Origin of the sequence: Bacillus cereus (assembly GCF_007678085.1) — a bacterium.
GTDB lineage: Bacteria > Bacillota > Bacilli > Bacillales > Bacillaceae_G > Bacillus_A > Bacillus_A cereus_BE.
In genome coordinates this window covers 302405-324452 of the sequence record NZ_VEDW01000004.1, presented here as the reverse complement: position 1 = coordinate 324452, position 22048 = coordinate 302405, and the positions used below count along the sequence as shown (strand labels likewise).

Here is a 22048-nt window from a genome sequence, read left to right as displayed (position 1 = left end):
TCCAGTGGCACCCGTGTTACCTTGAGCACCTTGAGGTCCAGTGGCACCCGTGTTACCTTGAACACCTTGAGGTCCAGTGGCACCCGTGTTACCTTGAGCACCTTGAGGTCCAGTGGCACCCGTGTTACCTTGAACACCTTGAGGTCCAGTAGCACCAGTAGCACCCGTGTTACCTTGAGGCCCCTGAGGTCCGGTAGGTCCAGGAGGCCCGCCAGAAGGCCCGGTAGGTCCAGTAACTCCTATACCAGTAGCACCAGTGGCGCCCGTGTTACCTTGAACACCTTGAGGTCCGGTAGCGCCCGTGTTACCTTGAACGCCTTGAGGTCCAGTGGCACCGGTAGCACCTGTGTTACCTTGAACACCTTGAGGTCCAGTAGCGCCGGTAGCACCAGTAGCACCTGTGTTACCTTGAACACCTTGAGGTCCAGTAGCGCCTGTAGCACCAGTAGCGCCCGTGTTACCTTGAACACCCTGAGGTCCAGTGGCACCGGTAGCACCTGTGTTACCTTGAACACCTTGAGGTCCAGTGGCACCGGTAGCACCAGTAGCACCCGTGTTACCTTGAACACCCTGAGGTCCAGTGGCACCCGTGTTACCTTGAACACCTTGAGGTCCGGTAGCACCTGTGTTACCTTGAGCACCTTGAGGTCCGGTAGCACCTGTGTTACCTTGAACACCCTGAGGTCCAGTGGCACCCGTAGCACCCGTGTTACCTTGAACACCTTGAGGTCCAGTAGCGCCGGTAGCACCAGTAGCACCTGTGTTACCTTGAACACCTTGAGGTCCAGTGGCACCAGTAGCGCCTGTGTTACCTTGAACACCCTGAGGTCCAGTGGCACCGGTAGCACCTGTGTTACCTTGAACACCTTGAGGTCCAGTGGCACCGGTAGCACCAGTAGCACCCGTGTTACCTTGAACACCCTGAGGTCCGGTAGCACCTGTGTTACCTTGAACACCTTGAGGTCCAGTGGCACCAGTAGCACCTGTGTTACCTTGAACACCTTGAGGTCCAGTAGCGCCGGTAGCACCCGTGTTACCTTGAACACCTTGAGGTCCAGTAGCGCCAGTGTTACCTTGAACACCCTGAGGTCCAGTGGCACCCGTAGCACCTGTGTTACCTTGAACACCTTGAGGTCCAGTAGCGCCGGTAGCGCCAGTAGCCCCCGTGTTACCTTGAACGCCTTGAGGTCCAGTAGCACCAGTAGCGCCGGTAGCACCCGTAGCACCTGTGTTACCTTGAACACCTTGAGGTCCAGTGGCACCCGTGTTACCTTGAACACCTTGAGGTCCAGTAGCGCCAGTGTTACCTTGAACGCCTTGAGGTCCAGTAGCACCAGTAGCCCCTGTGTTACCTTGAGGTCCAGTAGCGCCGGTAGCACCCGTAGCACCTGTGTTACCTTGAACACCTTGAGGTCCAGTAGCACCAGTAGCGCCCGTGTTACCTTGAGCACCTTGAGGTCCAGTAGCGCCGGTAGCGCCAGTGTTACCTTGAACGCCTTGAGGTCCAGTAGCACCAGTAGCCCCTGTGTTACCTTGAACACCTTGAGGTCCGGTAGCACCTGTGTTACCTTGAACACCTTGAGGTCCAGTAGCACCAGTAGCGCCAGTGTTACCTTGAACACCCTGAGGTCCAGTGGCACCAGTAGCCCCCGTGTTACCTTGAACACCTTGAGGTCCAGTGGCACCGGTAGCACCAGTAGCCCCCGTGTTACCTTGAGCACCTTGAGGTCCAGTGGCACCAGTAGCACCTGTGTTACCTTGAACACCTTGAGGTCCAGTGGCACCAGTAGCCCCCGTGTTACCTTGAACACCTTGAGGTCCAGTAGCGCCAGTAGCCCCCGTGTTACCTTGAACGCCTTGAGGTCCAGTAGCACCAGTAGCCCCCGTGTTACCTTGAGCACCTTGAGGTCCAGTAGCGCCGGTAGCACCAGTAGCCCCTGTGTTACCTTGAGGCCCAGTAGCACCAGTAGCGCCCGTGTTACCTTGAGGCCCAGTAGCACCGGTAGCGCCCGTGTTACCTTGAGGCCCAGTAGCACCAGTAGCGCCCGTGTTACCTTGAGGCCCAGTAGCACCAGTAGCGCCTGTGTTACCTTGAGGCCCAGTAGCACCGGTAGCGCCCGTGTTACCTTGAGGCCCAGTAGCACCGGTAGCACCAGTAGCGCCCGTGTTACCTCGAGGTCCAGTAGGCCCGGTAGGACCTCTGCCGAACGAAGCCGAATTAACTAGAGTAGTTTGTAACTCTGCAATTAATTTAAGGAGTTCTTGGAGTGTACAATGATCGATTCGGAATAACTTTGTGATGTAAAGTAAATAATTAATTAAAATTTGGAGTTCAACAAATACAGCACTTGCTATGAAGGTTGGGTTTCTTAATATAGTTATTAAGTTTTTTATAATAGCTAATCCTTGCGCTTTCAGGGAGGAAGTAGCGTCTAGCGAACAAATAAATTTACTTAGTAGGTTCAATGTATCAATTAAATCTTCAATGTTTTGGGGAGATGGATTTGCGAAAAGTTTTGGGATTATTTTTGTTAAGTCGATAATGATTGCGCGAAATGTTCTAAGTTGTGCCTTAGTAATTGGGATTGATGGGGTATTTGGAATTCGCCCAGCGCTACTTGGAAAGCATGGTTTGGAGAATTTGTTTTGACTGTCGTCATAACGAGACATTAAATCTCTCCTTTCTAATGAGAATGTGAATGAAACTCATCATAGTAGATGCAAAAATTAGTTAAATGGTCATAGTAAAATCGTTTGTTTAAAGAAAAAATAGAAAAAACGCCTTAGGATAAGGCGTTTTTTCTATTTTCTGCGTATTGATAATATCGTTTGAGTGAAATTTTTGATTTGAATCCAACTAGTTTTATAATTTCTGATTCTGGAGTTTCTTTTTTTATTAAGTTTAAGATATAGGTGTTACGAAAGTGTTGTCCTGAGATTCCTTTGCGTAAATTAGCTCTAGATACTTCAAGGCGAATCATTTTTTGGATAGCGATTTCTGTTAAACCCTTTGGTGCATCATTTTCGTATACCCATCTGTATGTTCCGCGATTAAAATCAAATGCAATAAATAATGGATCATTACTATGGTATTTTGGACGAACGGGTTCTGGGATGCTTTTGTAATAAGTATATAGTTGTTTTTTGTCTTCGTTAGTTAATGTAATTGTTCTTTCTACCCCTGCGGTTGCTGAGATAGATAATGTGTTTGTTTCAAAGTGGACGTGGTGCATAGTTAATGCTGTAAGTTCCTGTAAGGATAATCCATAGTCGATTAGTAAATTTAAAATAGCGATATTACGATCCATCAATAAAGGGCGTACAGGACGTTGCTTCTCTGAAAGTCCCTCTAATGAAGTGACAATATGTTTTAATCTTTTTTCTTCATCAGATGAAATGAAATCTTCATTGCGAAGTGTGCGGTCTGGTTGAATAGAAATTCCCATGTTCTTTAATGGATTAGGGATGTTTAGAAAGTGATGCATTCTATTTAATACAATAAATACACGGTGCATCGTTTTCTCTGAGTAATGTCGATTCTTTTTTAAGTCGGAAAAGTAATCTTCGTAGTCTTTTGTACAAAGTGTAGCCCATATATTACTGGAAGGGAGCTTTTTGTTTTTTTCTAACCAATGTCCGAAATCTTCAATGTCATAAACATAACGTTTAATGGTTGAAGGTTTTCGGCCTTTATTCAATAAAAAAATAGAAAAGGCTTGTATTGTATCATGGAATTCCGTTGTCTCCATAGTCCCACCACCTTCATTATTTCTTATATTATAGCAAACTTTTCTGAAAATAGTCATTTGTAGGGGAGACAGGAATAATAATATTTGGTGAGTGGATAAAATGAGGTGATTGTATGGAACAATCGATGCGAAAGAAAAATAATAATCAAATTAACATTGTGTTAAATCATCGAAAGAAAATTTCTTTACCGGCCGCAGAAAATAAAACAGTAATTTCAAGTGAAACTACTACGAAACATGAGATGCTGCAAAGAATTGAAGAAGAGATGGGAAAGCTTGTTGGGATGGATGATATAAAAAAGATAATAAAAGAAATATATGCTTGGATTTATGTAAATAAAAAAAGACAAGAAATAGGGTTGAAGTCTGAGAAGCAAGTACTCCACATGTTGTTTAAAGGGAATCCAGGTACAGGGAAGACAACTGTCGCTAGAATGATAGGGAAATTGTTGTTTGAGATGAATATTCTATCAAAAGGGCACTTAGTTGAAGCTGAACGTGCGGATCTTGTAGGAGAGTACATCGGTCATACAGCTCAAAAAACAAGAGATTTAATAAAAAAAGCAATGGGAGGTATTTTGTTTATTGATGAGGCGTATTCATTAGCCCGAGGGGGAGAAAAAGATTTTGGAAAAGAAGCAATTGATACGCTCGTGAAACATATGGAAGATAAACAACACGGTTTTGTATTGATTTTAGCCGGATATTCAAGAGAGATGAATCACTTTCTTTCATTAAATCCAGGTCTGCAATCCCGTTTTCCGTTTATAATTGAATTTGCGGATTACTCAGTAAATCAGCTGTTAGAAATAGGGAAGAGGATGTATGAAGAACGTGAATACCAGTTATCGAAAGAGGCTGAGTGGAAATTTAGAGATCATTTACATGCTGTAAAGTACTCATCACAAATTACATCGTTTAGTAATGGAAGATATGTACGGAATATTGTTGAAAAATCGATTCGTACACAGGCTATGCGTCTGTTACAAGAAGATACGTATGATAAATATGATTTAATTGGGATATCAAGTATTGATTTGATGCTTGAAGATGAGACGCACAGTACGTAAACTGTGCGTCTGTTTTTTGTATAAGTGCTGTTACTCTTTTTTTGCTTTTTCTTGATAAGATTTATGGAAGTGTTCCATTTTAGCGCTTTTTTCGTGTGCAGAATTAAGATCGTGTCCAATTTGACCTACTGAGCTTTTTTGAGTACCTTTATTAACATGGTTTGTCATTTGTATTCACCTCGCTTTGAGGATTAGTATAAACATTATGTAAAGAAAAACTCGTTAGAAAAGAAAAACCTCTTTACGATTTGTAAAGAGGTTGGATTGCTATTTATGCATTGAACGTTCATTTGTGTCGATGCGTCGATGCGGTAAATGCCATTTGTAATGAATAGAAACCATGCGGAAGCAAACAATTAAAATGAATAAGGTGTATAGAGCCCAATCGCTAACAATAATTTGAGCGCCGATTAAGAAACCTGCTAGAATCGTCCAAAAAGCATATACTTCAGCTCGAAGAACGAGAGGTTTTCTACGGGCTAAAAGATCGCGTATAATACCGCCGCCAATGCCGGTTAAAACAGCTGCTACAATTGTAGCGCTAATTGGTAAATTTAATTTTTGAGCGTATAATGCTCCTTGTACGGCAAATGCTGATAAGCCGATAGCATCAGTGATATTTTCCCACTTTTTCCAGTGTCTAATTAATTTATTTGGAAAAAGAAAAATAATTGTCATTGATAAAAGTGCGATTTGGAATAACATGTCTTGTTGCCAAAACGCGACAATCGGATATCCGATTAATAAATTACGAAGGGCACCTCCCCCAAATGCGGTTGCCATTCCTAAAATATACACCCCGAAAATATCATAATCCTCTTCCATTGCAACAATGGCTCCGCTTAGTGCGAAAGCGATTGTGCCTATGATGCTAAAAATCTCCCATGCCATGAATTTTCTCCCCCGCTAACTAGATGAAATGTGCTTCCTCTGCTATTATATTAGAAGGTTTAAATTTCGAAAAGGATGAGTGAACATATTTGATGGAAGAAAAAGAAAAAGTCATATTAGTGGGCTGTCAATTGCCGCAAGAAGATGATGAAAAGTTTATGCATTCCATGAAAGAACTTGCATCGCTAGCGAAGACTGCACGTGCAGAATTGTTAGTGTCTACAACGCAAAAACGACCGAAGTTTCATCCGGCGACTTATATAGGTAAAGGTAAATTAGAAGAGCTGACAATGTTAACTGAAGAATTAGAACCGGATGTGATTGTATTTAATAATGAATTAACGCCGAGTCAAATTCGGAATTTATCCTCAGTATTAGATGCGAGGGTAATTGATCGAACGCAACTAATATTAGATATTTTTGCGCAACGTGCGAAGTCGAGAGAAGGTAAGCTTCAAGTAGAATTAGCTCAGTTGCAATATACAATGCCGCGTCTTATGGGGCAAGGATTGTCTTTGTCACGTCTTGGTGGTGGTATTGGAACAAGAGGGCCGGGTGAGACGAAACTTGAGACAGATCGTCGTCATATTCGATCACGGATTGATGAAATAAAGAAACAACTTGCAGTTGTTGTGGAACACCGAAAAAGATATCGTGAGAGAAGAAAAGATAATAAAGTATTTCAAGTTTCGTTAATAGGATATACGAATGCGGGAAAATCTACACTGTTTAATAGATTAACGGAAGCTAATACGTTTGAAGAAAACTTGTTGTTTGCAACGCTAGACCCGACGACAAGGAAAATGCTGTTACCTTCTGGTTATACAGTACTACTAACTGATACCGTTGGTTTTATACAAGATTTACCTACGTCATTAATTGCTGCTTTTCGTTCGACTTTAGAAGAAGCTGGTGAAGCAGATGTTATTTTACATGTAGTTGATTCAGCAGATCCTAATTATGTAGGACATGAGAAAACAGTCAAACAATTATTGTCAGAACTTGAAATTAATCATATTCCTATTATTACGTTATATAATAAAAAAGATGAATTACATCAAAACTTTATTCCGTTTCCGAAAAGTGACTTCTTAATGACTAGTGCTTTTGAAGAAAATGATTTATTCCATATAAAAGAAGCGATAGAAACGAAAATGAAGGAAGAAATGAATTGTTATCAAGTGGAAGTTCCTCCGGGTGAGGGTAAGTTGTTAACGCTATTAAAGACGGAAACGCTATTAACAAAGATGGAGTTTCTGGAAGATAAATTTGTATATAATTGCGCAGGGTATATTTTTGCTCATTCATCGCTTAATGTGCAATTAAAGAGATTTTTAGTGGAAGAAGGAGAAAATAAAAATGTTTGATCGTTTGAAAAATGGAGAAAAAATTGCTCCAATCGTAAAAGAAGTAGAGAGCCAAATTACAGAAGTACATAAACGCGCGGATGAAGTAATTGAAAGTAATCAGTTTCGTGTATTAGAAAGTTTTCGTAAACATAAAATTAGCGATTCTCATTTTATTCCAACAACAGGTTATGGTTATGATGATATTGGCCGTGATACGTTAGAAAAAGTGTATGCGGATGTATTTGGAGCGGAATCGGGTCTTGTTCGTCCACAAATTATTTCAGGTACTCACGCTATTTCTACAGCGTTATTTGGTATTTTACGTCCAGGAGATGAGTTGTTGTACATCACTGGCAAACCGTATGATACGTTAGAAGAAATCGTTGGTGTACGCGGAAAAGGTGTAGGTTCATTTAAAGAATATAATATTGGTTATAATGCAGTTCCGCTTACTGAAGAGGGGCTTGTTGATTATGGAGCTGTTGCGGGTGCCATGCATAGTAATACGAAGATGATTGGTATTCAGCGCTCAAAAGGTTATGCTACTCGTCCGTCGTTTACTATTTCTCAAATTAAAGAGATGATAGCGTTTGTTAAAGAAATTAAGCCGGATGTTGTTGTGTTTGTAGATAACTGTTATGGTGAGTTTATTGAAGAGCAAGAGCCGTGTCATGTTGGTGCAGATTTAATGGCAGGTTCGCTTATTAAAAATCCTGGTGGTGGAATTGTTAAAACTGGTGGTTACATTGTTGGTAAAGAGCAGTATGTTGAAGCGTGTGCATATCGTTTAACATCTCCAGGAATCGGTGCGGAAGCAGGGGCATCTTTATATAGTTTGCAAGAAATGTATCAAGGTTTCTTCTTAGCGCCACATGTGGCGGGACAAGCCCTAAAAGGTGCGATTTTTACAGCTGCATTTTTAGAGAAGTTAGGAATGAATACATCACCAGCATGGAATGCACCGAGAACAGATTTAATTCAGTCTGTTCAATTTGATGATAAAGATCGTATGATTGCATTCTGCCAAGCAATTCAGTATGCATCTCCGATTAATTCTCACTTCACTCCATATGCCAACTATATGCCGGGTTATGAAGATGATGTAATTATGGCTGCGGGAACGTTTATTCAAGGTGCAAGTATTGAATTGTCAGCTGATGGTCCAATTCGTCCGCCTTATGTTGCTTACGTGCAAGGTGGGTTAACTTATTCACATGTGAAGATTGCAATTTGTTCTGCAATTGATGCATTAATTGAAAAAGAATTATTAACAATTTCTTAAGGGGGGAAGCTGTCGATTTCGACAGCTTTTTTCGTGTGAAAGTCATGATTTGTTTCATTAGAAAAAAGAATGAAAAAATTTATAAAAAAATCATGTAAGAAAAGCTAACATCTATTGACACTAAACATAACATGGTATAAAATGAGAAACAGTTAAGGCGAAGGAGGAACTGAAACAATGAAAGAAGATAGACGTTCTGCCCCGCTGTTTCCTATTGGTATTGTTATGGATTTAACACAATTATCTGCACGTCAAATTCGCTACTATGAAGAACATAATCTTGTTTCTCCAACCCGTACAAAGGGGAATCGTAGATTATTTTCATTTAACGATGTAGATAAGTTGTTAGAGATTAAAGATTTATTAGATCAAGGCTTGAATATGGCTGGTATTAAACAAGTATTACTAATGAAAGAAAATCAAACAGAAACAGTGAAAGTAAAAGAAGAAACGAAAGAAATTTCAAAAACTGAGCTTCGCAAAATACTTCGAGATGAACTACAACATACAGGTAGATTTAATCGAACTTCATTGCGACAAGGGGATATTTCAAGGTTTTTTCACTAAAGAGAACTGATTCTGAAGGTGTTTAGAGGGACTAAGGAGGAATTTATAATGGCTAGGTACACAAAAGAAGATATTTTCCGTTTGGCGGAAGAAGAGAATGTAAAGTATATCCGTTTACAATTTACAGACCTTTTAGGAGTAATTAAAAACGTAGAGATTCCAGTGAGACAATTAACGAAAGCTCTTGATAACAAAATGATGTTTGATGGATCTTCGATTGAAGGTTTCGTACGTATTGAAGAATCTGATATGTATTTATATCCTGACTTAGATACTTGGGTAATTTTCCCATGGACTGCTGAAAAAGGTAAAGTTGCTCGTCTAATTTGTGACATTTACAATGCGGATGGCACTCCATTTGATGGAGACCCACGTAACAACTTAAAACGTGTGTTAAAAGAAATGGAAGCTTTAGGATTCTCGGATTTCAATCTTGGACCAGAGCCAGAATTCTTCCTATTTAAAGTAGATGAAAAAGGAAATCCAACATTAGAGTTAAACGATAACGGTGGATACTTCGACCTTGCGCCGATGGATCTAGGGGAAAACTGTCGTCGTGATATCGTTCTTGAATTAGAAGAGATGGGGTTTGAAATTGAAGCGTCTCACCATGAGGTTGCTCCAGGGCAACACGAAATTGACTTTAAATATGCAAGTGCAATTCGCTCATGTGATGATATTCAAACATTCAAACTTGTTGTAAAAACAATTGCTCGTAAACACGGTTTACACGCAACATTTATGCCAAAACCATTATACGGTGTGAACGGTTCAGGTATGCACTGTAACTTATCACTATTCAAAAATGGTGAGAACGTATTCTTCGATCAAAACGGTGACTTACAATTAAGTGATGATGCTCGTCACTTCATCGCAGGTATTTTAAAACACGCACCAGCATTTACAGCGGTAGCAAATCCAACTGTAAACTCTTATAAGCGTTTAGTACCTGGATACGAAGCTCCTTGTTACGTAGCATGGTCTGCACAAAACCGTAGCCCATTAGTACGTATCCCTGCATCTCGTGGTATTAGTACACGCGTAGAAGTACGTAGTGTTGACCCAGCTGCAAACCCATATTTAGTAATGGCTACATTATTAGCGGCAGGTCTTGACGGAATTAAAAACAAATTAACTCCACCAGCTGCAGTAGACCGTAACATCTACGTAATGACAAAAGAAGAGCGCGAAGAAGCAGGTATCGTTGATTTACCAGCAACATTAGCGCAAGCTTTAGTTACATTACAATCGAATGAAGTAGTATGTGGTGCACTAGGTGAGCATTTACTTGAGCACTTCATCGAAGCGAAAGAGATTGAGTGGGATATTTTCCGCACGCAAGTTCACCAATGGGAACGCGATCAGTATATGTCTCTATACTAAGAGAGAGAAAAGCCTTGATACTACGGTATCAGGGCTTTTTTTATTTGTGGGCAAATATAGAGATTTGTGAAATAAACTGGATGGGTGCCCGAAAAATGCCCGAAAAAAGTCATGTGGACTATTTAAAATGCGTGTTAGCTATGAATGAAAATGTGAAAGTTGAAGTATGGTGTGGATGTATTTAATTCGAAAATTAAGTATTGAAAAATATAGTACCTTGCAATAAATAATACTAAGTGGTATATTATGGATATAACAGGTACCGTGTATTGAACAGTACTGAAGTGAGAAAGGGGGATTGACCTTGAACGTTCAGTTTAAAAAAGGTGTGTTAGAGCTGTGTGTTTTGGCACTTGTAAAACGTAAGGATTGTTACGGTTATGAACTTGTTCAGCAAATCTCAAATAAATTTTTAATATCGGAAGGGTCAGTGTATCCTTTGTTACGTCGTTTAACGAAAGAAGGATATTTTCAAACGTATTTGAAAGAATCTACGGAGGGGCCGCCTCGTAAATATTATCAACTAACGGAGCAAGGGGAAACGCAACTGAATTTGTTAGTAACAGAGTGGCGTGATTTTGCAAAAGGCGTACAAGAAATTATTGAAGGGGTGGAATCGGATGAGTAAAGAGCAGTTTCTTAAAGAATTATCAAGTCATCTTAGAAAGTTACCGGAAGAAGAGAGGAAAGATATTTTATTTGATTATGAAGAGCATTTTCAGTTTGGGAAAGAAGAAGGGAAAACTGAATCGGAAATAATAAAGGGCCTTGGCTCTCCGAAAGTAATTGCCAAAGACTTACTTGCTTTGTATCGATTTGACGAAATGAAAAAGGATCCATCTACTTCCAATATAACGAGGGCTGTTATGGCAGCGATTGGACTTAGTTTGTTTAATTTTATTATTGTGTTAGGCCCGTTAGTTGCCATTATCGCTTTTATATTTTCCTTTTGGGTCGGTGGGATTGCTAGTGTAGTGACACCATTTTTCGTTATCGCAAAAGTATTTATGGGTACTTTTATATGGTTGGATTTATTCGTTAGTATAACGTTTGTTGGAGTAGGTTTGTTGTTATGTATAATCGCTTATTATAGTACAAAGTGGTTTAAAAGGTTATGCGTACGTTATGTAGTATGGAACTTCAAAATGATAAAAGGGGAGTAGATGATGAAGAAAATATTGTTAGTAGCGATTGCTTGTATCATTATTGGAGTAATAGGGGTTTCACAAACATATAAAAAAGCAGTACAAACTGCAGAAAAAGGAAACAAAGAAGATATAATTAAAAACGAAACATTAAAAAATATAGAAGTTAAGTTAGATGCCGGGGATATTGCTATCCAAAAATCTCCTGACTCTTCTTTTTATGTAAAACAATCAGGAGATGCACGTAAACAAGAGCTTCGTATTGCTGAAGATGGTGACACATTAAAAATCATCGGGAAAAGAGAAAAAGGTGCTTCATTTGATTTTTCCTTTTACGATTTTAAGTTTCAAACGTCTACATTGACTCTCTTTGTACCTGAACGCTCTTACCAGGATGTAAAAGTAAATTCATCTGCTGGACAAATCGAAATAAGTGATCTGAAAAGTGACCGTGTAAGTGTTGAGACGCTTGCTGGAGAAGTGAATTTGAAACATGTAACGGCTAAGAATGTGGAGGGAGCTACAAAAGCTGGTGAGATGAACTTTAAAAAAGTAAAAGGGAAAGTGACCACAAAAACGACCAGTGGGGAAATAAATATTTTAGATCATGATTCTACGTATAATTTAGAAGCAAGTTCAACTGCTGGAGATATAGATATTACTTTATCGGAAAAACCACAAGATGCAATAATTACTGGGCAAAGTGCTGCTGGAGATGTAACAATTTTTAATGAAGAAAATAACAAGGTAACAATTGGAAATGGTAGTAAAAAGATTAGTGGTAAAACAACTGCTGGAGATATTACTATAGCAACGCGTTAATGATTAATGCAATGCATTCTTTTGAATAAATGGAATTCTATCAAAATACAAAAAAGATAATTACCGTATATAAATAAGGTAATTATCTTTTTTATTACTTTTAATGTAAATCACGGTATACGCCAATTACTTTACCAATAACTGACACTTGTTTTAAAATGATAGGTTCTAACGAAGAGTTTTCCGGTTGTAGACGGAAATGGTCTTTTTCTTTATAGAAACGTTTAACAGTTGCTTCGTTATCTTCTGTTAAAGCGACTACAATTTCGCCATTATATGCAGACTGTTGTTGGCGAACAACAACTAAATCTCCATCGAAAATACCAGCGTCAATCATACTATCTCCAGAAATACGTAACATAAACACTTGGTCTGCCCCAGCAACAATGCTAGCTGGAAGTGGGAAGTGATCTTCTACACTTTCAACTGCTGTAATCGGTAATCCGGCAGTGACTTTTCCGACAATTGGAACTTGAATAACAGATTGTGTTTCCGTATCCATTCGATCGTCACCTAAAATTTCAATTGCTCGTGGTTTTGTTGGGTCGCGTCGAATGTATCCTTTTTCTTCTAATCTTGATAAATGTCCGTGCACTGTAGAACTAGAAGCGAGGCCGACTGCTTGACCGATTTCACGTACGGAAGGTGGATATCCCTTTTCTTGTACTTTTAGCTTAATAAAGTCGAGAATGTCTTGCTGGCGTTTCGTTAACTTTTCCATGTTTTCTAACACCTCGTTTTCTTTCATTTTTCTTATTTATAAGTATAACATGCGAAAAAACATTCTACAAACATAAGTTCGAACAAAAGGCGGATTTATGTTACACTGGAGGGAAATAATAGTGAGAAAGAGGGGGTCATAATGAATGCAATTATTTATGCACGTGTGAGTACAACGAAAGAAGCGCAAGAAACATCATTATTACGTCAAAAAGATGAATTATTGCATTTAGCGGAGCGCTATCAAATGAATGTTGCTAAGGTGATTGAAGAACAGGCTAGTGGATATACAATTGAACGTGACGGTATATTAGAAGTGCTAGATACAATTCGAGACGAACAAATTGATGTGCTACTCATACAAGATGAAACGCGCCTTGGTAGGGGAAATGCAAAGATTGCATTAATGCACTGTTTACATAAAGAAGGAATAAAAGTCTACACGCATACGCATAATGGGGAATTGCAATTGTCGGATTCTGATTCGATGGTATTAGATATTATCGGTATTGTGGAAGAGTACCAAAGAAAGATTCATAACTTAAAAATTAAACGTGGTATGCAACGAGCAGTAGAAAAAGGTTATCGTCCAGAAAACAATTTAAAGAATCGTCATTTAAGTGTAGGACGAGAGAAGAAAGAAGTGCCGATTGAGGAAATTGTACGTTTGCGCAAAAGTGAACTTACTTTCGAAGAAATTGCAGCGACGCTTCGTGGTTTTGGACATAACGTTTCAAAAGCGACGGTACATCGTAGATATGTAGAGTATACAAAGCAATTGCTTGATAAAGAAGAGTAACTATTGTATGATAATAATCAGTTTTGATTAGAAGGGGGATTCGAGATGCTTAGTCACGAACTCGTTGAACGCATTAACTTCTTAGCGAAAAAAGCAAAAGCAGAAGGTTTAACTGAAGAAGAACAACGTGAGCGTCAATCGCTACGTGAACAATATTTAAAAGGATTTCGTCAAAATATGTTAAACGAACTTAAAGGAATTAAAGTTGTTAACGAACAAGGTACTGATGTTACACCGGCGAAATTAAAAGCTTTAAAAAAGCAAGATAATGCAAAATTAAACTAAAAGATGGGCGAAGCCCATCTTTTTTATTTAATATATCCGTTATTTAATAACTTTCCAGTTGTTATTAACTGTTGCTTCTATCTTTTTGTGTTTCAAAATATAATTAGCGATCAGTTCAGACATATCTGTTGGTATGTCTTTTATTACGGGCTTATTTTGGAACATAAAGAAGTTTCCTCCGCCGCTTGCGCGATAATTATTCATAACGACGTCATATTCTTCATTCATATTAAGGGGAGCCCCTTTATACTGTAAAGATTCTACTCTCTCACCAACTGGTTTGGAAATGTTAAATACGTACGAAATCCCTTCCCACATATCGTAATTATAGTGTTGCGGCTTTGGGTCTATGAAGGTAGGGTTTACGATGATTGCTCCATCTGCATTTAATGTGAAATAAGAAGCAGAGAGTTCAAGGGCATCTTTTATATCGGTTCCAGTTATTCTAATTACTTTTAATGTATTTGGATAAATATAATTTGAAACGATATCACGCATTGTTACATGATTAGGGAAACCTGGAGATGTATTATGGAATAAGCTTGTGCAAGAAATAGAAACATTAGCTATATTCATCTGTATCTTATTTATGAATTCAATAAAAGGATGGTCTTGCAAACGAGTTTGCATAGCGTCTGAAATTTGCATGTCCCCATCGATTAATCCAATAGGTTGATCGAGCCAATTTTGTGTTTTCTCTTCGTAATCGGCAACTAAAGAAAGGATATGTTGGTCCGCCACAATTCCTTGCACGGGCAATAATTGTGAATGACTCTCTTTTTTTACCCATTTGTTTTCTGTTTTTTCGAATGTTACTGTTACTTTTCCAACGGAGTGTCCATTGCATCCAGTCTGTAGAATTGTTACACCATTCATTACGGTGTGAGCGATTTCCCGGTGTTGGTGGCCTGTTAGTAAAATGTCTATGCCTTCAATTTCATGGCACATTGCATATCCTTGGTTTTCACCTGTTAAAACTTCAGTCGGTACCCCGGTTTGTAAATCGCGTTCAAATCCCCCATGATAGGCTACGACTAATAAATCTGGTTTCTCGTGTTCGCGAATGTAAGAAACCCACCTTTTTGTTGTTTCTAATGCATCTTCAAATTGTAAATCTTGAATGTGATGGGGTTGTTCCCAATTTGGGATGTAATGCGTTGTCATCCCTAAAATAGCAATTTTTATATTTGATTCAATATGTTTTATTACATATGGTTTTCCGAAATAAGGTTCTTTTCTGTTTGTATCTAAAATATTTGCTGATAGATACGGGAAGTTCGCAGTAGAAATAGCATGATTTAATACGTCCATTCCATAATTAAATTCATGATTCCCGATAACTGCAGCATCATAACGTAAATAGTTCGCTAATAAAGACATTGGATTTTTCTTATCTTTTGCATATGTAGCGTAATGATAAGTAAAGGGTGTTCCTTGTATGAAGTCACCGTTATCAATTAAAAGAACGTTTCTATTTTGGAAACGTTCTTTTTTTATAAGGGTAGAAATTTTAGCTAAACCAATTTCAGCTCTGGAGTTATCTTGGTAGTGAATTGGATAAACAGTTCCATGTATATCACTTGTTAATAAAATGTTTAAAGTTACAATTTGATTTGGATTCAATATCATTCACCTTTTCTATTGTTATCTACTAATTAAGCATATCAAATATATGAAGAGAATTTTAATGAGAATGTATAGAATGTGTAAAGATTCTGTAAATAAGCAATTATACGTGAAAATGTGTGATATATTTCTTCATGTTTACGGAAGGTAATTTATAACAACAAAAATGGAGGCATTAATATGTTGAAAAAAGTTTTTGCAATGAGTACGACAGTTGTACTAGCGGCGGGATTATTAAGTGGTTGTGGAACGAAAGAATCAAGTGCAAGTAAAACTGAAGATACGAAAAAAGGTTATGTACCGAAGACTTTAAATGTTCAATTTGTTCCTTCTCAAAATGCGGATACGTTAGAGGCAAAGGCAAAACCATTGGAAAAGCTATTAAGTGATAAATTAAATATTCCGGTAAAAGTTAGTATTTCAACGAATTACAATACAATAGTAGAAGCGATGGCGTCTAAGCAAGTAGATGTAGGTTTTTTACCTCCAACAGCGTATGTGCTAGCGCATGAAAAAAAGGCAGCAAACGTAATTTTACAAGCGCAACGTTTTGGAGTAGATGATGAAACGGGAGCTCCTACAAAGGATTTAGTAGACTTTTATAAATCTGAGTTCGTAGTTAAGAAAGATTCAAATATTAATAGTGTAAAAGATTTAAAAGGTAAAAAAATTGGTTATCAAGATGTAACATCATCAGCGGGGTATGTATGGCCTGCGGCTGTATTGTTAAAAGAGGGTGTTGATCCGCTAAAGGATGTGAAACCTGTTACATTAAAAGGTCACGATCAGTCACTTATTGCTCTTTTAAATGGTGATGTAGATGCAGCTGTTGTATTCCAAGATGCTCGTAATATTGTAAAAAAAGATTATCCGAATATATTTGAACAAACGAAAATAGTGAAATTTACGGAGAAAATTCCAAACGATACGATTTCGGTACGTTCTGATTTAGATGCAGAGTGGAGTAAGAAATTACAGGACGCTTTCATTGAAATAGGAAAGAATGAGGAAGGTCATAAAATCATTAAAGAAGTATATTCACATGAAGGATATGTTAAATCTGATGATAGTAAATTTGATATCGTTCGTGAATATGGAAAGAAAGTAAAAACGCAATAATACATATGGAAATGGAAGCTAACTGGAAGGTGTATGTTTCCAGTTAGTTTGCCGTTTTGAATACATAGAAGGTAGGTAAGATGTGTGATAGAATTTCGCAATGTTTCCAAAATGTATCCGAATGGTACAAAAGGATTGAATAATATAAATTTGGACATTCAAAAAGGTGAGTTTGTTGTAATGGTAGGGTTGTCCGGGGCTGGAAAGTCTACACTTCTCAGATCGGTAAATCGCCTTCATGAGATTACAGAAGGAGAAATCATTATTGAAGGTGAGTCTATTACTGCTGCGAAAGGAAAAGAATTACGACGCATGCGCCGGGATATTGGTATGATTTTTCAAAGTTTTAACCTTGTAAAGCGATCAACGGTATTGAAGAATGTATTAGCTGGGCGTGTTGGATACCATTCGACTTTTCGTACAACCTTAGGTCTATTTCCAAAAGAAGATTTGGAGCTTGCCTTTCAATCGTTAAAAAGGGTGAATATTTTAGAAAAAGCATATGCGCGAGCTGATGAATTATCAGGAGGCCAACAGCAACGTGTATCGATTGCTAGAGCGTTGGCGCAAGAAGCAAAAATCATATTGGCAGATGAACCTGTTGCGTCGTTAGATCCGCTAACAACGAAGCAAGTATTAGATGATTTGAAAAAAATTAATGAAGATTTTGGAATTACAACAATTGTAAACTTACATTCTATTGATTTAGCGAGGCAATATGCGACACGCATTATTGGATTACATGCAGGCGAAATAGTTTTTGATGGTTCAGTAGAAGAGGCAACGGATGAAAAATTTGCTGAAATTTATGGAGACGTAGCGCAGAAAAGTGAATTATTAGAGGTGGCAGTTAAATGAATGACGTGACGATATATTCGAAATCGATACCGAAGCCGCCGAGTAAGTTGAAACATATGTTAACGGTTATTCTAGTTATTTTACTGTTGTGGGGAAGTAGTGTACAGGTCGACGCATCATTTTCAAAACTAGTAGTTGGTTTTCCTAATATGATGGATTTATTAAAAGAGATGGTGCCGCCAGATTGGAGTTATTTTCAAGTTATTACAACAGCGATGTTAGATACAATACGTATGGCGATTATTGGGACGACTTTAGGAGCGATTTTAGCGATTCCACTGGCACTATTTGCGGCAAGTAATGTGTTTACTAGTGCATTTTTGTATGGTCCAGCTCGCTTGCTTTTAAATTTTATCCGAACGATACCAGATTTATTATTAGCGGCAATTTTCGTAGCTATTTTTGGAATAGGACCACTTCCAGGTATTTTGGCTCTTACTTTTTTCTCAATTGGGCTCGTGGCGAAATTGTTGTATGAGTCAATGGAATCGATTGATCCAGGTCCATTAGAGGCGATGACAGCAGTGGGAGCAAATAAAGTTCAATGGATTGTGTACGGGGTAATTCCGCAAGTGAAAGCACATTTTGTTTCCTATGTTCTTTATACATTTGAGGTGAACGTACGTGCAGCAGCTGTTTTAGGTTTAGTAGGGGCAGGCGGTATTGGATTATATTATGATCGTACACTTGGATTTTTACAATATCAACAAACTGCATCTATTATTATCTATACTCTTGTTGTTGTATTGTTAATTGATTATGTAAGTACATTGTTGCGGGAGAAATTATAATGAGTAAAACGACGTTAATTGTACCAAAACCAAAGAAACCGAGTGTGTATCGCTGGTTTATTTTTATTGCACTTACATTTGTTTATGTTTGGGCTTTTTCAGGAGTACCGCTAGAGGGAATAAAGGATACGGCGGGAGAAATTACAAAAGCAATTATGACTGGTGTATTGAATCCAGATTGGTCGTATGTATCTTTGCCAGATGGTGAAGATTTATTACATGGTTTAATTGATACGTTGGCAATTGCGATATTAGGTACATTTATTTCTGCCTTTTTATCTGTTCCATTCGCTTTTTGGGCGGCAACGAATATGAGCAGTGGAAAATTAACTTCAGGAACTGGGAAATTTGTACTTAGTGTTGTTCGTACATTTCCTGAATTAGTTATGGCTCTTTTATTTATAAAAGCTGTTGGACCAGGCTCTTTTGCCGGAGTTCTAGCTTTAGGATTACACTCTATCGGAATGTTAGGGAAATTATATTCAGAAGGAATTGAAAATATAGATAAAGGGCCGACGGAAGCGTTAATAGCTACAGGCGCGAATCGCTTTCAAATACTTTGGTATGCAGTATTGCCACAAGTATTACCGGATTTTTTATCGTATACGTTATACAGGTTCGAAATTAATGTACGATCCGCTGCCATTTTAGGTGTTATTGGAGCAGGTGGGATTGGTACACCTCTAATTTTTGCACTGAGTTCACGCAATTGGTCTCGTGTGGGTATTATTTTATTGGGTATTATTTTAATGGTCATTATCATTGATTTTATTTCAAGTTCGATACGGAAGAAAATTGTATGATTTATTTTAAGCACCTATAAAAGGTGCTTTTTTATATAATAAGAATAATGAATGTGGGCAATAGGGGGGATATTTTGGCTTTACAGCATGAGTTTGTATTTGTTTCAAATGAAAAAAAGGGTTGGATTTTATAGGTATAGATTGGATCGAACTTTGTTTTTTATATAAAGCAGAGGCAATGATAGATGAGTGTGTTGTATTAAGTGATGAGCTAATCGTATATCTATTAGATTTCATCCATTGGATTCCGGTCTATTATCCAGCGAAAAGAGCAGAAGGATTCGGAATTCACTATAATGGTATTACGAAAATAGAACAGCAAGGGGCAGTGATAGCAGAACAGTTATTTTGTTCGCTAGTTAGCATGTTTTCTTTAGCGCCAGAAACAATCGAACTGACAGGGCAGTTTCAATGGGAAAATGATAAGGATACGGATGGAGAATATGAAAGATACGTATTTGATCGAGATAAATTATGCCGAGATTTACAGTCGTTTATTCATTTGCTTTACAAAGTGAAAAATGGGGAAGGATATATTTTGCATTATGGAATTTGAAAATGATGAATAAATATACAGATAATTCCCTTTCTTTTTAAAATAAAAATAATTAAAAAGTATGTCATATTGAATGCCCATACATTCCCGGAATCATTGATTTTTTTATAAAAAACCAAAAAAATATCAACATATTTGTCGATACATGTTGTATAATCTTGCGTGGGAAGCTATCATATAAATGTATAAAACGTTTACTAATATAAGCGAAGGGAAGAATAGCATGTCACATTCAATCGAACAACTTTCTATCAACACGATTCGCACATTATCCATCGATGCGATTGAAAAAGCAAACTCTGGTCACCCAGGAATGCCAATGGGTGCAGCACCAATGGCTTATACATTATGGACTCAATTTATGAAACACAATCCAAATAACCCAACGTGGTTTAACCGTGATCGTTTCGTATTATCTGCAGGTCATGGTTCAATGTTATTATACAGCCTACTTCACCTTTCTGGTTATGATGTAACAATGGATGACTTAAAGAACTTCCGTCAATGGGGAAGCAAAACTCCAGGACATCCTGAGTACGGTCATACAGCAGGTGTAGATGCAACTACTGGTCCACTTGGACAAGGTATTTCAACTGCAGTAGGTATGGCAATGGCTGAAAGACATTTAGCTGCTAAATACAACCGTGATGCGTATAATGTAGTAGACCATCATACATACGCTATTTGTGGTGATGGAGATTTAATGGAAGGCGTTTCTGCTGAAGCATCTTCATTAGCTGCTCATTTACAATTAGGTCGTCTAGTTGTGCTTTATGATTCAAATGATATTTCATTAGATGGCGATTTAAATCGTTCATTCTCTGAAAGTGTAGAAGATCGTTACAAAGCATACGGATGGCAAGTAATCCGTGTTGAGGATGGAAACGATATTGAAGCTATCGCGAAAGCAATCGAAGAAGCGAAAGCTGACGAAAAACGCCCAACGCTAATTGAAGTAAGAACGACAATTGGTTTCGGTTCTCCAAACAAATCAGGGAAATCAGCTTCACATGGTTCTCCACTTGGTGTAGACGAAACAAAATTAACGAAAGAAGCATACGCTTGGACTGCTGAGCAAGACTTCCATGTAGCAGAAGAAGTATATGACAACTTCCGTAAAACAGTACAAGATGTTGGTGAAACTGCACAAGCAGAGTGGAACACTATGCTAGGTGAATATGCACAAGCATACCCAGAATTAGCAAACGAATTGCAAGCGGCAATGAATGGTCTTCTTCCAGAAGGTTGGGAGAAAAACTTACCAACTTATGAATTAGGATCAAAAGCAGCAACTCGTAATTCTTCAGGTGCTGTAATTAATGCAATTGCAGAGTCTGTACCATCATTCTTCGGTGGATCTGCTGACCTTGCTGGTTCTAACAAAACATACATGAATAACGAAAAAGACTTTACAAGAGATGATTACAGCGGAAAAAACATTTGGTACGGTGTACGTGAGTTCGCAATGGGTGCAGCAATGAACGGTATTGCACTACATGGCGGTTTAAAAACTTACGGTGGTACGTTCTTCGTATTCTCTGACTACTTACGCCCAGCAATTCGTCTTGCAGCATTAATGCAATTGCCAGTAACGTATGTATTCACACACGACAGTATCGCTGTTGGTGAAGATGGTCCAACACATGAACCAATCGAGCAATTAGCAGCGCTACGTGCAATGCCAAATGTATCTGTTATTCGTCCAGCTGATGGTAACGAATCTGTTGCAGCTTGGAGACTAGCTCTAGAATCTACAAACAAGCCAACTGCTTTAGTATTAACTCGTCAAGACCTTCCAACATTAGAAGGTGCAAAAGACGATACGTATGAAAAAGTAGCAAAAGGTGCATATGTAGTTTCTGCAAGCAAGAAAGAAACAGCTGATGTAATCTTACTTGCAACTGGATCTGAAGTAAGTCTAGCTGTTGAAGCACAAAAAGCTCTTGCAGTAGACGGCGTTGACGCAGCTGTTGTCAGCATGCCATCTATGGATCGCTTTGAAGCTCAAACTGCTGAGTACAAAGAATCTGTATTACCAAAAGCAGTAACAAAACGTTTCGCAATCGAAATGGGTGCTACATTCGGATGGCACCGTTACGTAGGTCTTGACGGAGATGTGTTAGGTATCGATACATTCGGTGCTTCTGCTCCTGGTGAGAAGATTATGGAAGAGTATGGATTTACTGTAGAGAACGTTGTTCGTAAAGTAAAAGAAATGCTTTAATGATTTTAG

Annotated in this window: 21 protein-coding genes and 1 pseudogene; 16 read left to right on the top strand and 6 right to left on the bottom strand. The window is 38.4% G+C overall.

Annotated features, from left to right (window positions below):
* On the bottom strand, positions 1–2670 hold a 2670-nt coding region (locus tag FS742_RS18845; RefSeq protein WP_144614704.1), incomplete at its 3' end, for a collagen-like repeat preface domain-containing protein.
* A 113-nt stretch (positions 2671–2783) separates the two neighbouring features.
* Positions 2784–3749, bottom strand: coding sequence for a tyrosine-type recombinase/integrase (locus FS742_RS18840; RefSeq protein ID WP_144614363.1), 966 nt, complete (start codon positions 3747–3749; stop codon positions 2784–2786).
* A gap of 113 nt (positions 3750–3862) precedes the next feature.
* Between FS742_RS18840 and spoVK the strand changes: the two genes are divergently transcribed.
* Positions 3863–4819, top strand: a complete 957-nt coding sequence (gene spoVK, locus FS742_RS18835; RefSeq protein ID WP_144614361.1) for a stage V sporulation protein K — start codon at positions 3863–3865, stop codon at positions 4817–4819.
* Between the two features lie 30 nt (positions 4820–4849).
* Here the strand turns inward: spoVK and FS742_RS27680 are convergent, their stop codons facing one another.
* Together FS742_RS27680 and FS742_RS18830 are read right to left on the bottom strand one after the other, a co-directional pair.
* Entirely contained in the window at positions 4850–4987 is a 138-nt protein-coding gene (locus FS742_RS27680; protein ID WP_186327193.1) for a hypothetical protein, read from the bottom strand.
* 99 nt (positions 4988–5086) lie between these two features.
* Complete coding sequence (locus FS742_RS18830; RefSeq protein ID WP_000312272.1) at positions 5087–5710, bottom strand: trimeric intracellular cation channel family protein; 624 nt, start codon at positions 5708–5710, stop codon at positions 5087–5089.
* Between the two features lie 92 nt (positions 5711–5802).
* On the opposite strand from FS742_RS18830, the gene hflX reads away from it, so the two are divergent.
* The 7 genes from hflX (at position 5803) to FS742_RS18795 (ending at position 12258) form a co-directional block, all read left to right on the top strand.
* A complete protein-coding gene (hflX, locus tag FS742_RS18825) occupies positions 5803–7077 on the top strand; it encodes a GTPase HflX (RefSeq protein ID WP_144614702.1) in 1275 nt (424 codons plus the stop codon).
* Entirely contained in the window at positions 7070–8341 is a 1272-nt protein-coding gene (locus FS742_RS18820; protein WP_144614359.1) for a methionine gamma-lyase family protein, read from the top strand. Before hflX ends, FS742_RS18820 begins: the two co-directional genes overlap by 8 nt.
* Before the next feature lie 177 nt (positions 8342–8518).
* Complete coding sequence (gene glnR, locus FS742_RS18815; RefSeq protein ID WP_000656784.1) at positions 8519–8908, top strand: transcriptional repressor GlnR; 390 nt, start codon at positions 8519–8521, stop codon at positions 8906–8908.
* 48 nt (positions 8909–8956) lie between these two features.
* Positions 8957–10291 carry a type I glutamate--ammonia ligase gene (glnA, locus tag FS742_RS18810; protein WP_000135323.1) on the top strand — a complete coding sequence of 445 codons (1335 nt, stop codon included), beginning with the start codon at positions 8957–8959 and terminating at the stop codon, positions 10289–10291.
* A gap of 304 nt (positions 10292–10595) precedes the next feature.
* Positions 10596–10919: a PadR family transcriptional regulator gene (locus FS742_RS18805; protein WP_144614357.1), complete on the top strand. Its 324-nt coding sequence runs from the start codon at positions 10596–10598 to the stop codon at positions 10917–10919.
* Positions 10912–11454: a DUF1700 domain-containing protein gene (locus FS742_RS18800; protein ID WP_144614355.1), complete on the top strand. Its 543-nt coding sequence runs from the start codon at positions 10912–10914 to the stop codon at positions 11452–11454. The genes FS742_RS18805 and FS742_RS18800 overlap by 8 nt, the downstream gene beginning before the upstream one ends.
* Positions 11455–12258, top strand: coding sequence for a DUF4097 family beta strand repeat-containing protein (locus FS742_RS18795; RefSeq protein ID WP_144614354.1), 804 nt, complete (start codon positions 11455–11457; stop codon positions 12256–12258).
* A gap of 100 nt (positions 12259–12358) precedes the next feature.
* On the opposite strand, the gene lexA is transcribed toward FS742_RS18795, so the two are convergent.
* Positions 12359–12979, bottom strand: coding sequence for a transcriptional repressor LexA (gene lexA / locus FS742_RS18790; RefSeq protein ID WP_144614352.1), 621 nt, complete (start codon positions 12977–12979; stop codon positions 12359–12361).
* A gap of 141 nt (positions 12980–13120) precedes the next feature.
* Between lexA and FS742_RS18785 the strand changes: the two genes are divergently transcribed.
* Together FS742_RS18785 and FS742_RS18780 are read left to right on the top strand one after the other, a co-directional pair.
* Entirely contained in the window at positions 13121–13777 is a 657-nt protein-coding gene (locus FS742_RS18785) for a YneB family resolvase-like protein (protein WP_134188427.1), read from the top strand.
* A gap of 45 nt (positions 13778–13822) precedes the next feature.
* Positions 13823–14062 (top strand): DUF896 domain-containing protein, encoded by a 240-nt coding sequence (locus tag FS742_RS18780; protein ID WP_000948565.1) that lies wholly within the window; start codon positions 13823–13825, stop codon positions 14060–14062.
* A 39-nt stretch (positions 14063–14101) separates the two neighbouring features.
* Here FS742_RS18780 and FS742_RS18775 read toward each other — a convergent pair whose 3' ends face one another.
* A complete protein-coding gene (locus FS742_RS18775; protein WP_144614350.1) occupies positions 14102–15685 on the bottom strand; it encodes a bifunctional metallophosphatase/5'-nucleotidase in 1584 nt (527 codons plus the stop codon).
* A 183-nt stretch (positions 15686–15868) separates the two neighbouring features.
* On the opposite strand from FS742_RS18775, the gene FS742_RS18770 reads away from it, so the two are divergent.
* From FS742_RS18770 to tkt, 6 genes and pseudogenes are all read left to right on the top strand, one after another.
* A complete protein-coding gene (locus FS742_RS18770) occupies positions 15869–16807 on the top strand; it encodes a phosphate/phosphite/phosphonate ABC transporter substrate-binding protein (RefSeq protein WP_144614348.1) in 939 nt (312 codons plus the stop codon).
* Between the two features lie 84 nt (positions 16808–16891).
* Positions 16892–17665 carry a phosphonate ABC transporter ATP-binding protein gene (gene phnC, locus FS742_RS18765; RefSeq protein ID WP_144614346.1) on the top strand — a complete coding sequence of 258 codons (774 nt, stop codon included), beginning with the start codon at positions 16892–16894 and terminating at the stop codon, positions 17663–17665.
* Positions 17662–18456: a phosphonate ABC transporter, permease protein PhnE gene (gene phnE / locus FS742_RS18760; protein WP_144614344.1), complete on the top strand. Its 795-nt coding sequence runs from the start codon at positions 17662–17664 to the stop codon at positions 18454–18456. The genes phnC and phnE (FS742_RS18760) overlap by 4 nt, the downstream gene beginning before the upstream one ends.
* Positions 18456–19259 carry a phosphonate ABC transporter, permease protein PhnE gene (gene phnE, locus FS742_RS18755; protein WP_144614342.1) on the top strand — a complete coding sequence of 268 codons (804 nt, stop codon included), beginning with the start codon at positions 18456–18458 and terminating at the stop codon, positions 19257–19259. The genes phnE (FS742_RS18760) and phnE (FS742_RS18755) overlap by 1 nt, the downstream gene beginning before the upstream one ends.
* Positions 19260–19333: 74 nt before the next feature.
* Positions 19334–19815: pseudogene (locus FS742_RS18750) on the top strand (coproporphyrinogen III oxidase).
* A 223-nt stretch (positions 19816–20038) separates the two neighbouring features.
* Complete coding sequence (tkt, locus tag FS742_RS18745; RefSeq protein ID WP_144614340.1) at positions 20039–22039, top strand: transketolase; 2001 nt, start codon at positions 20039–20041, stop codon at positions 22037–22039.
* Positions 22040–22048: the final 9 nt, after the last annotated feature.

Coding starts and splice junctions, on each gene's coding strand:
- FS742_RS18840 (WP_144614363.1), bottom strand. CDS start 3,749: ATGGAGACAACGGAATTCCATGATACAATACAAGCCTTTTCTATTTTT.
- spoVK (WP_144614361.1), top strand. CDS start 3,863: ATGGAACAATCGATGCGAAAGAAAAATAATAATCAAATTAACATTGTG.
- FS742_RS27680 (WP_186327193.1), bottom strand. CDS start 4,987: ATGACAAACCATGTTAATAAAGGTACTCAAAAAAGCTCAGTAGGTCAA.
- FS742_RS18830 (WP_000312272.1), bottom strand. CDS start 5,710: ATGGCATGGGAGATTTTTAGCATCATAGGCACAATCGCTTTCGCACTA.
- hflX (WP_144614702.1), top strand. CDS start 5,803: ATGGAAGAAAAAGAAAAAGTCATATTAGTGGGCTGTCAATTGCCGCAA.
- FS742_RS18820 (WP_144614359.1), top strand. CDS start 7,070: ATGTTTGATCGTTTGAAAAATGGAGAAAAAATTGCTCCAATCGTAAAA.
- glnR (WP_000656784.1), top strand. CDS start 8,519: ATGAAAGAAGATAGACGTTCTGCCCCGCTGTTTCCTATTGGTATTGTT.
- glnA (WP_000135323.1), top strand. CDS start 8,957: ATGGCTAGGTACACAAAAGAAGATATTTTCCGTTTGGCGGAAGAAGAG.
- FS742_RS18800 (WP_144614355.1), top strand. CDS start 10,912: ATGAGTAAAGAGCAGTTTCTTAAAGAATTATCAAGTCATCTTAGAAAG.
- FS742_RS18795 (WP_144614354.1), top strand. CDS start 11,455: ATGATGAAGAAAATATTGTTAGTAGCGATTGCTTGTATCATTATTGGA.
- lexA (WP_144614352.1), bottom strand. CDS start 12,979: ATGGAAAAGTTAACGAAACGCCAGCAAGACATTCTCGACTTTATTAAG.
- FS742_RS18785 (WP_134188427.1), top strand. CDS start 13,121: ATGAATGCAATTATTTATGCACGTGTGAGTACAACGAAAGAAGCGCAA.
- FS742_RS18780 (WP_000948565.1), top strand. CDS start 13,823: ATGCTTAGTCACGAACTCGTTGAACGCATTAACTTCTTAGCGAAAAAA.
- FS742_RS18770 (WP_144614348.1), top strand. CDS start 15,869: ATGTTGAAAAAAGTTTTTGCAATGAGTACGACAGTTGTACTAGCGGCG.
- phnE (WP_144614344.1), top strand. CDS start 17,662: ATGAATGACGTGACGATATATTCGAAATCGATACCGAAGCCGCCGAGT.
- phnE (WP_144614342.1), top strand. CDS start 18,456: ATGAGTAAAACGACGTTAATTGTACCAAAACCAAAGAAACCGAGTGTG.
- tkt (WP_144614340.1), top strand. CDS start 20,039: ATGTCACATTCAATCGAACAACTTTCTATCAACACGATTCGCACATTA.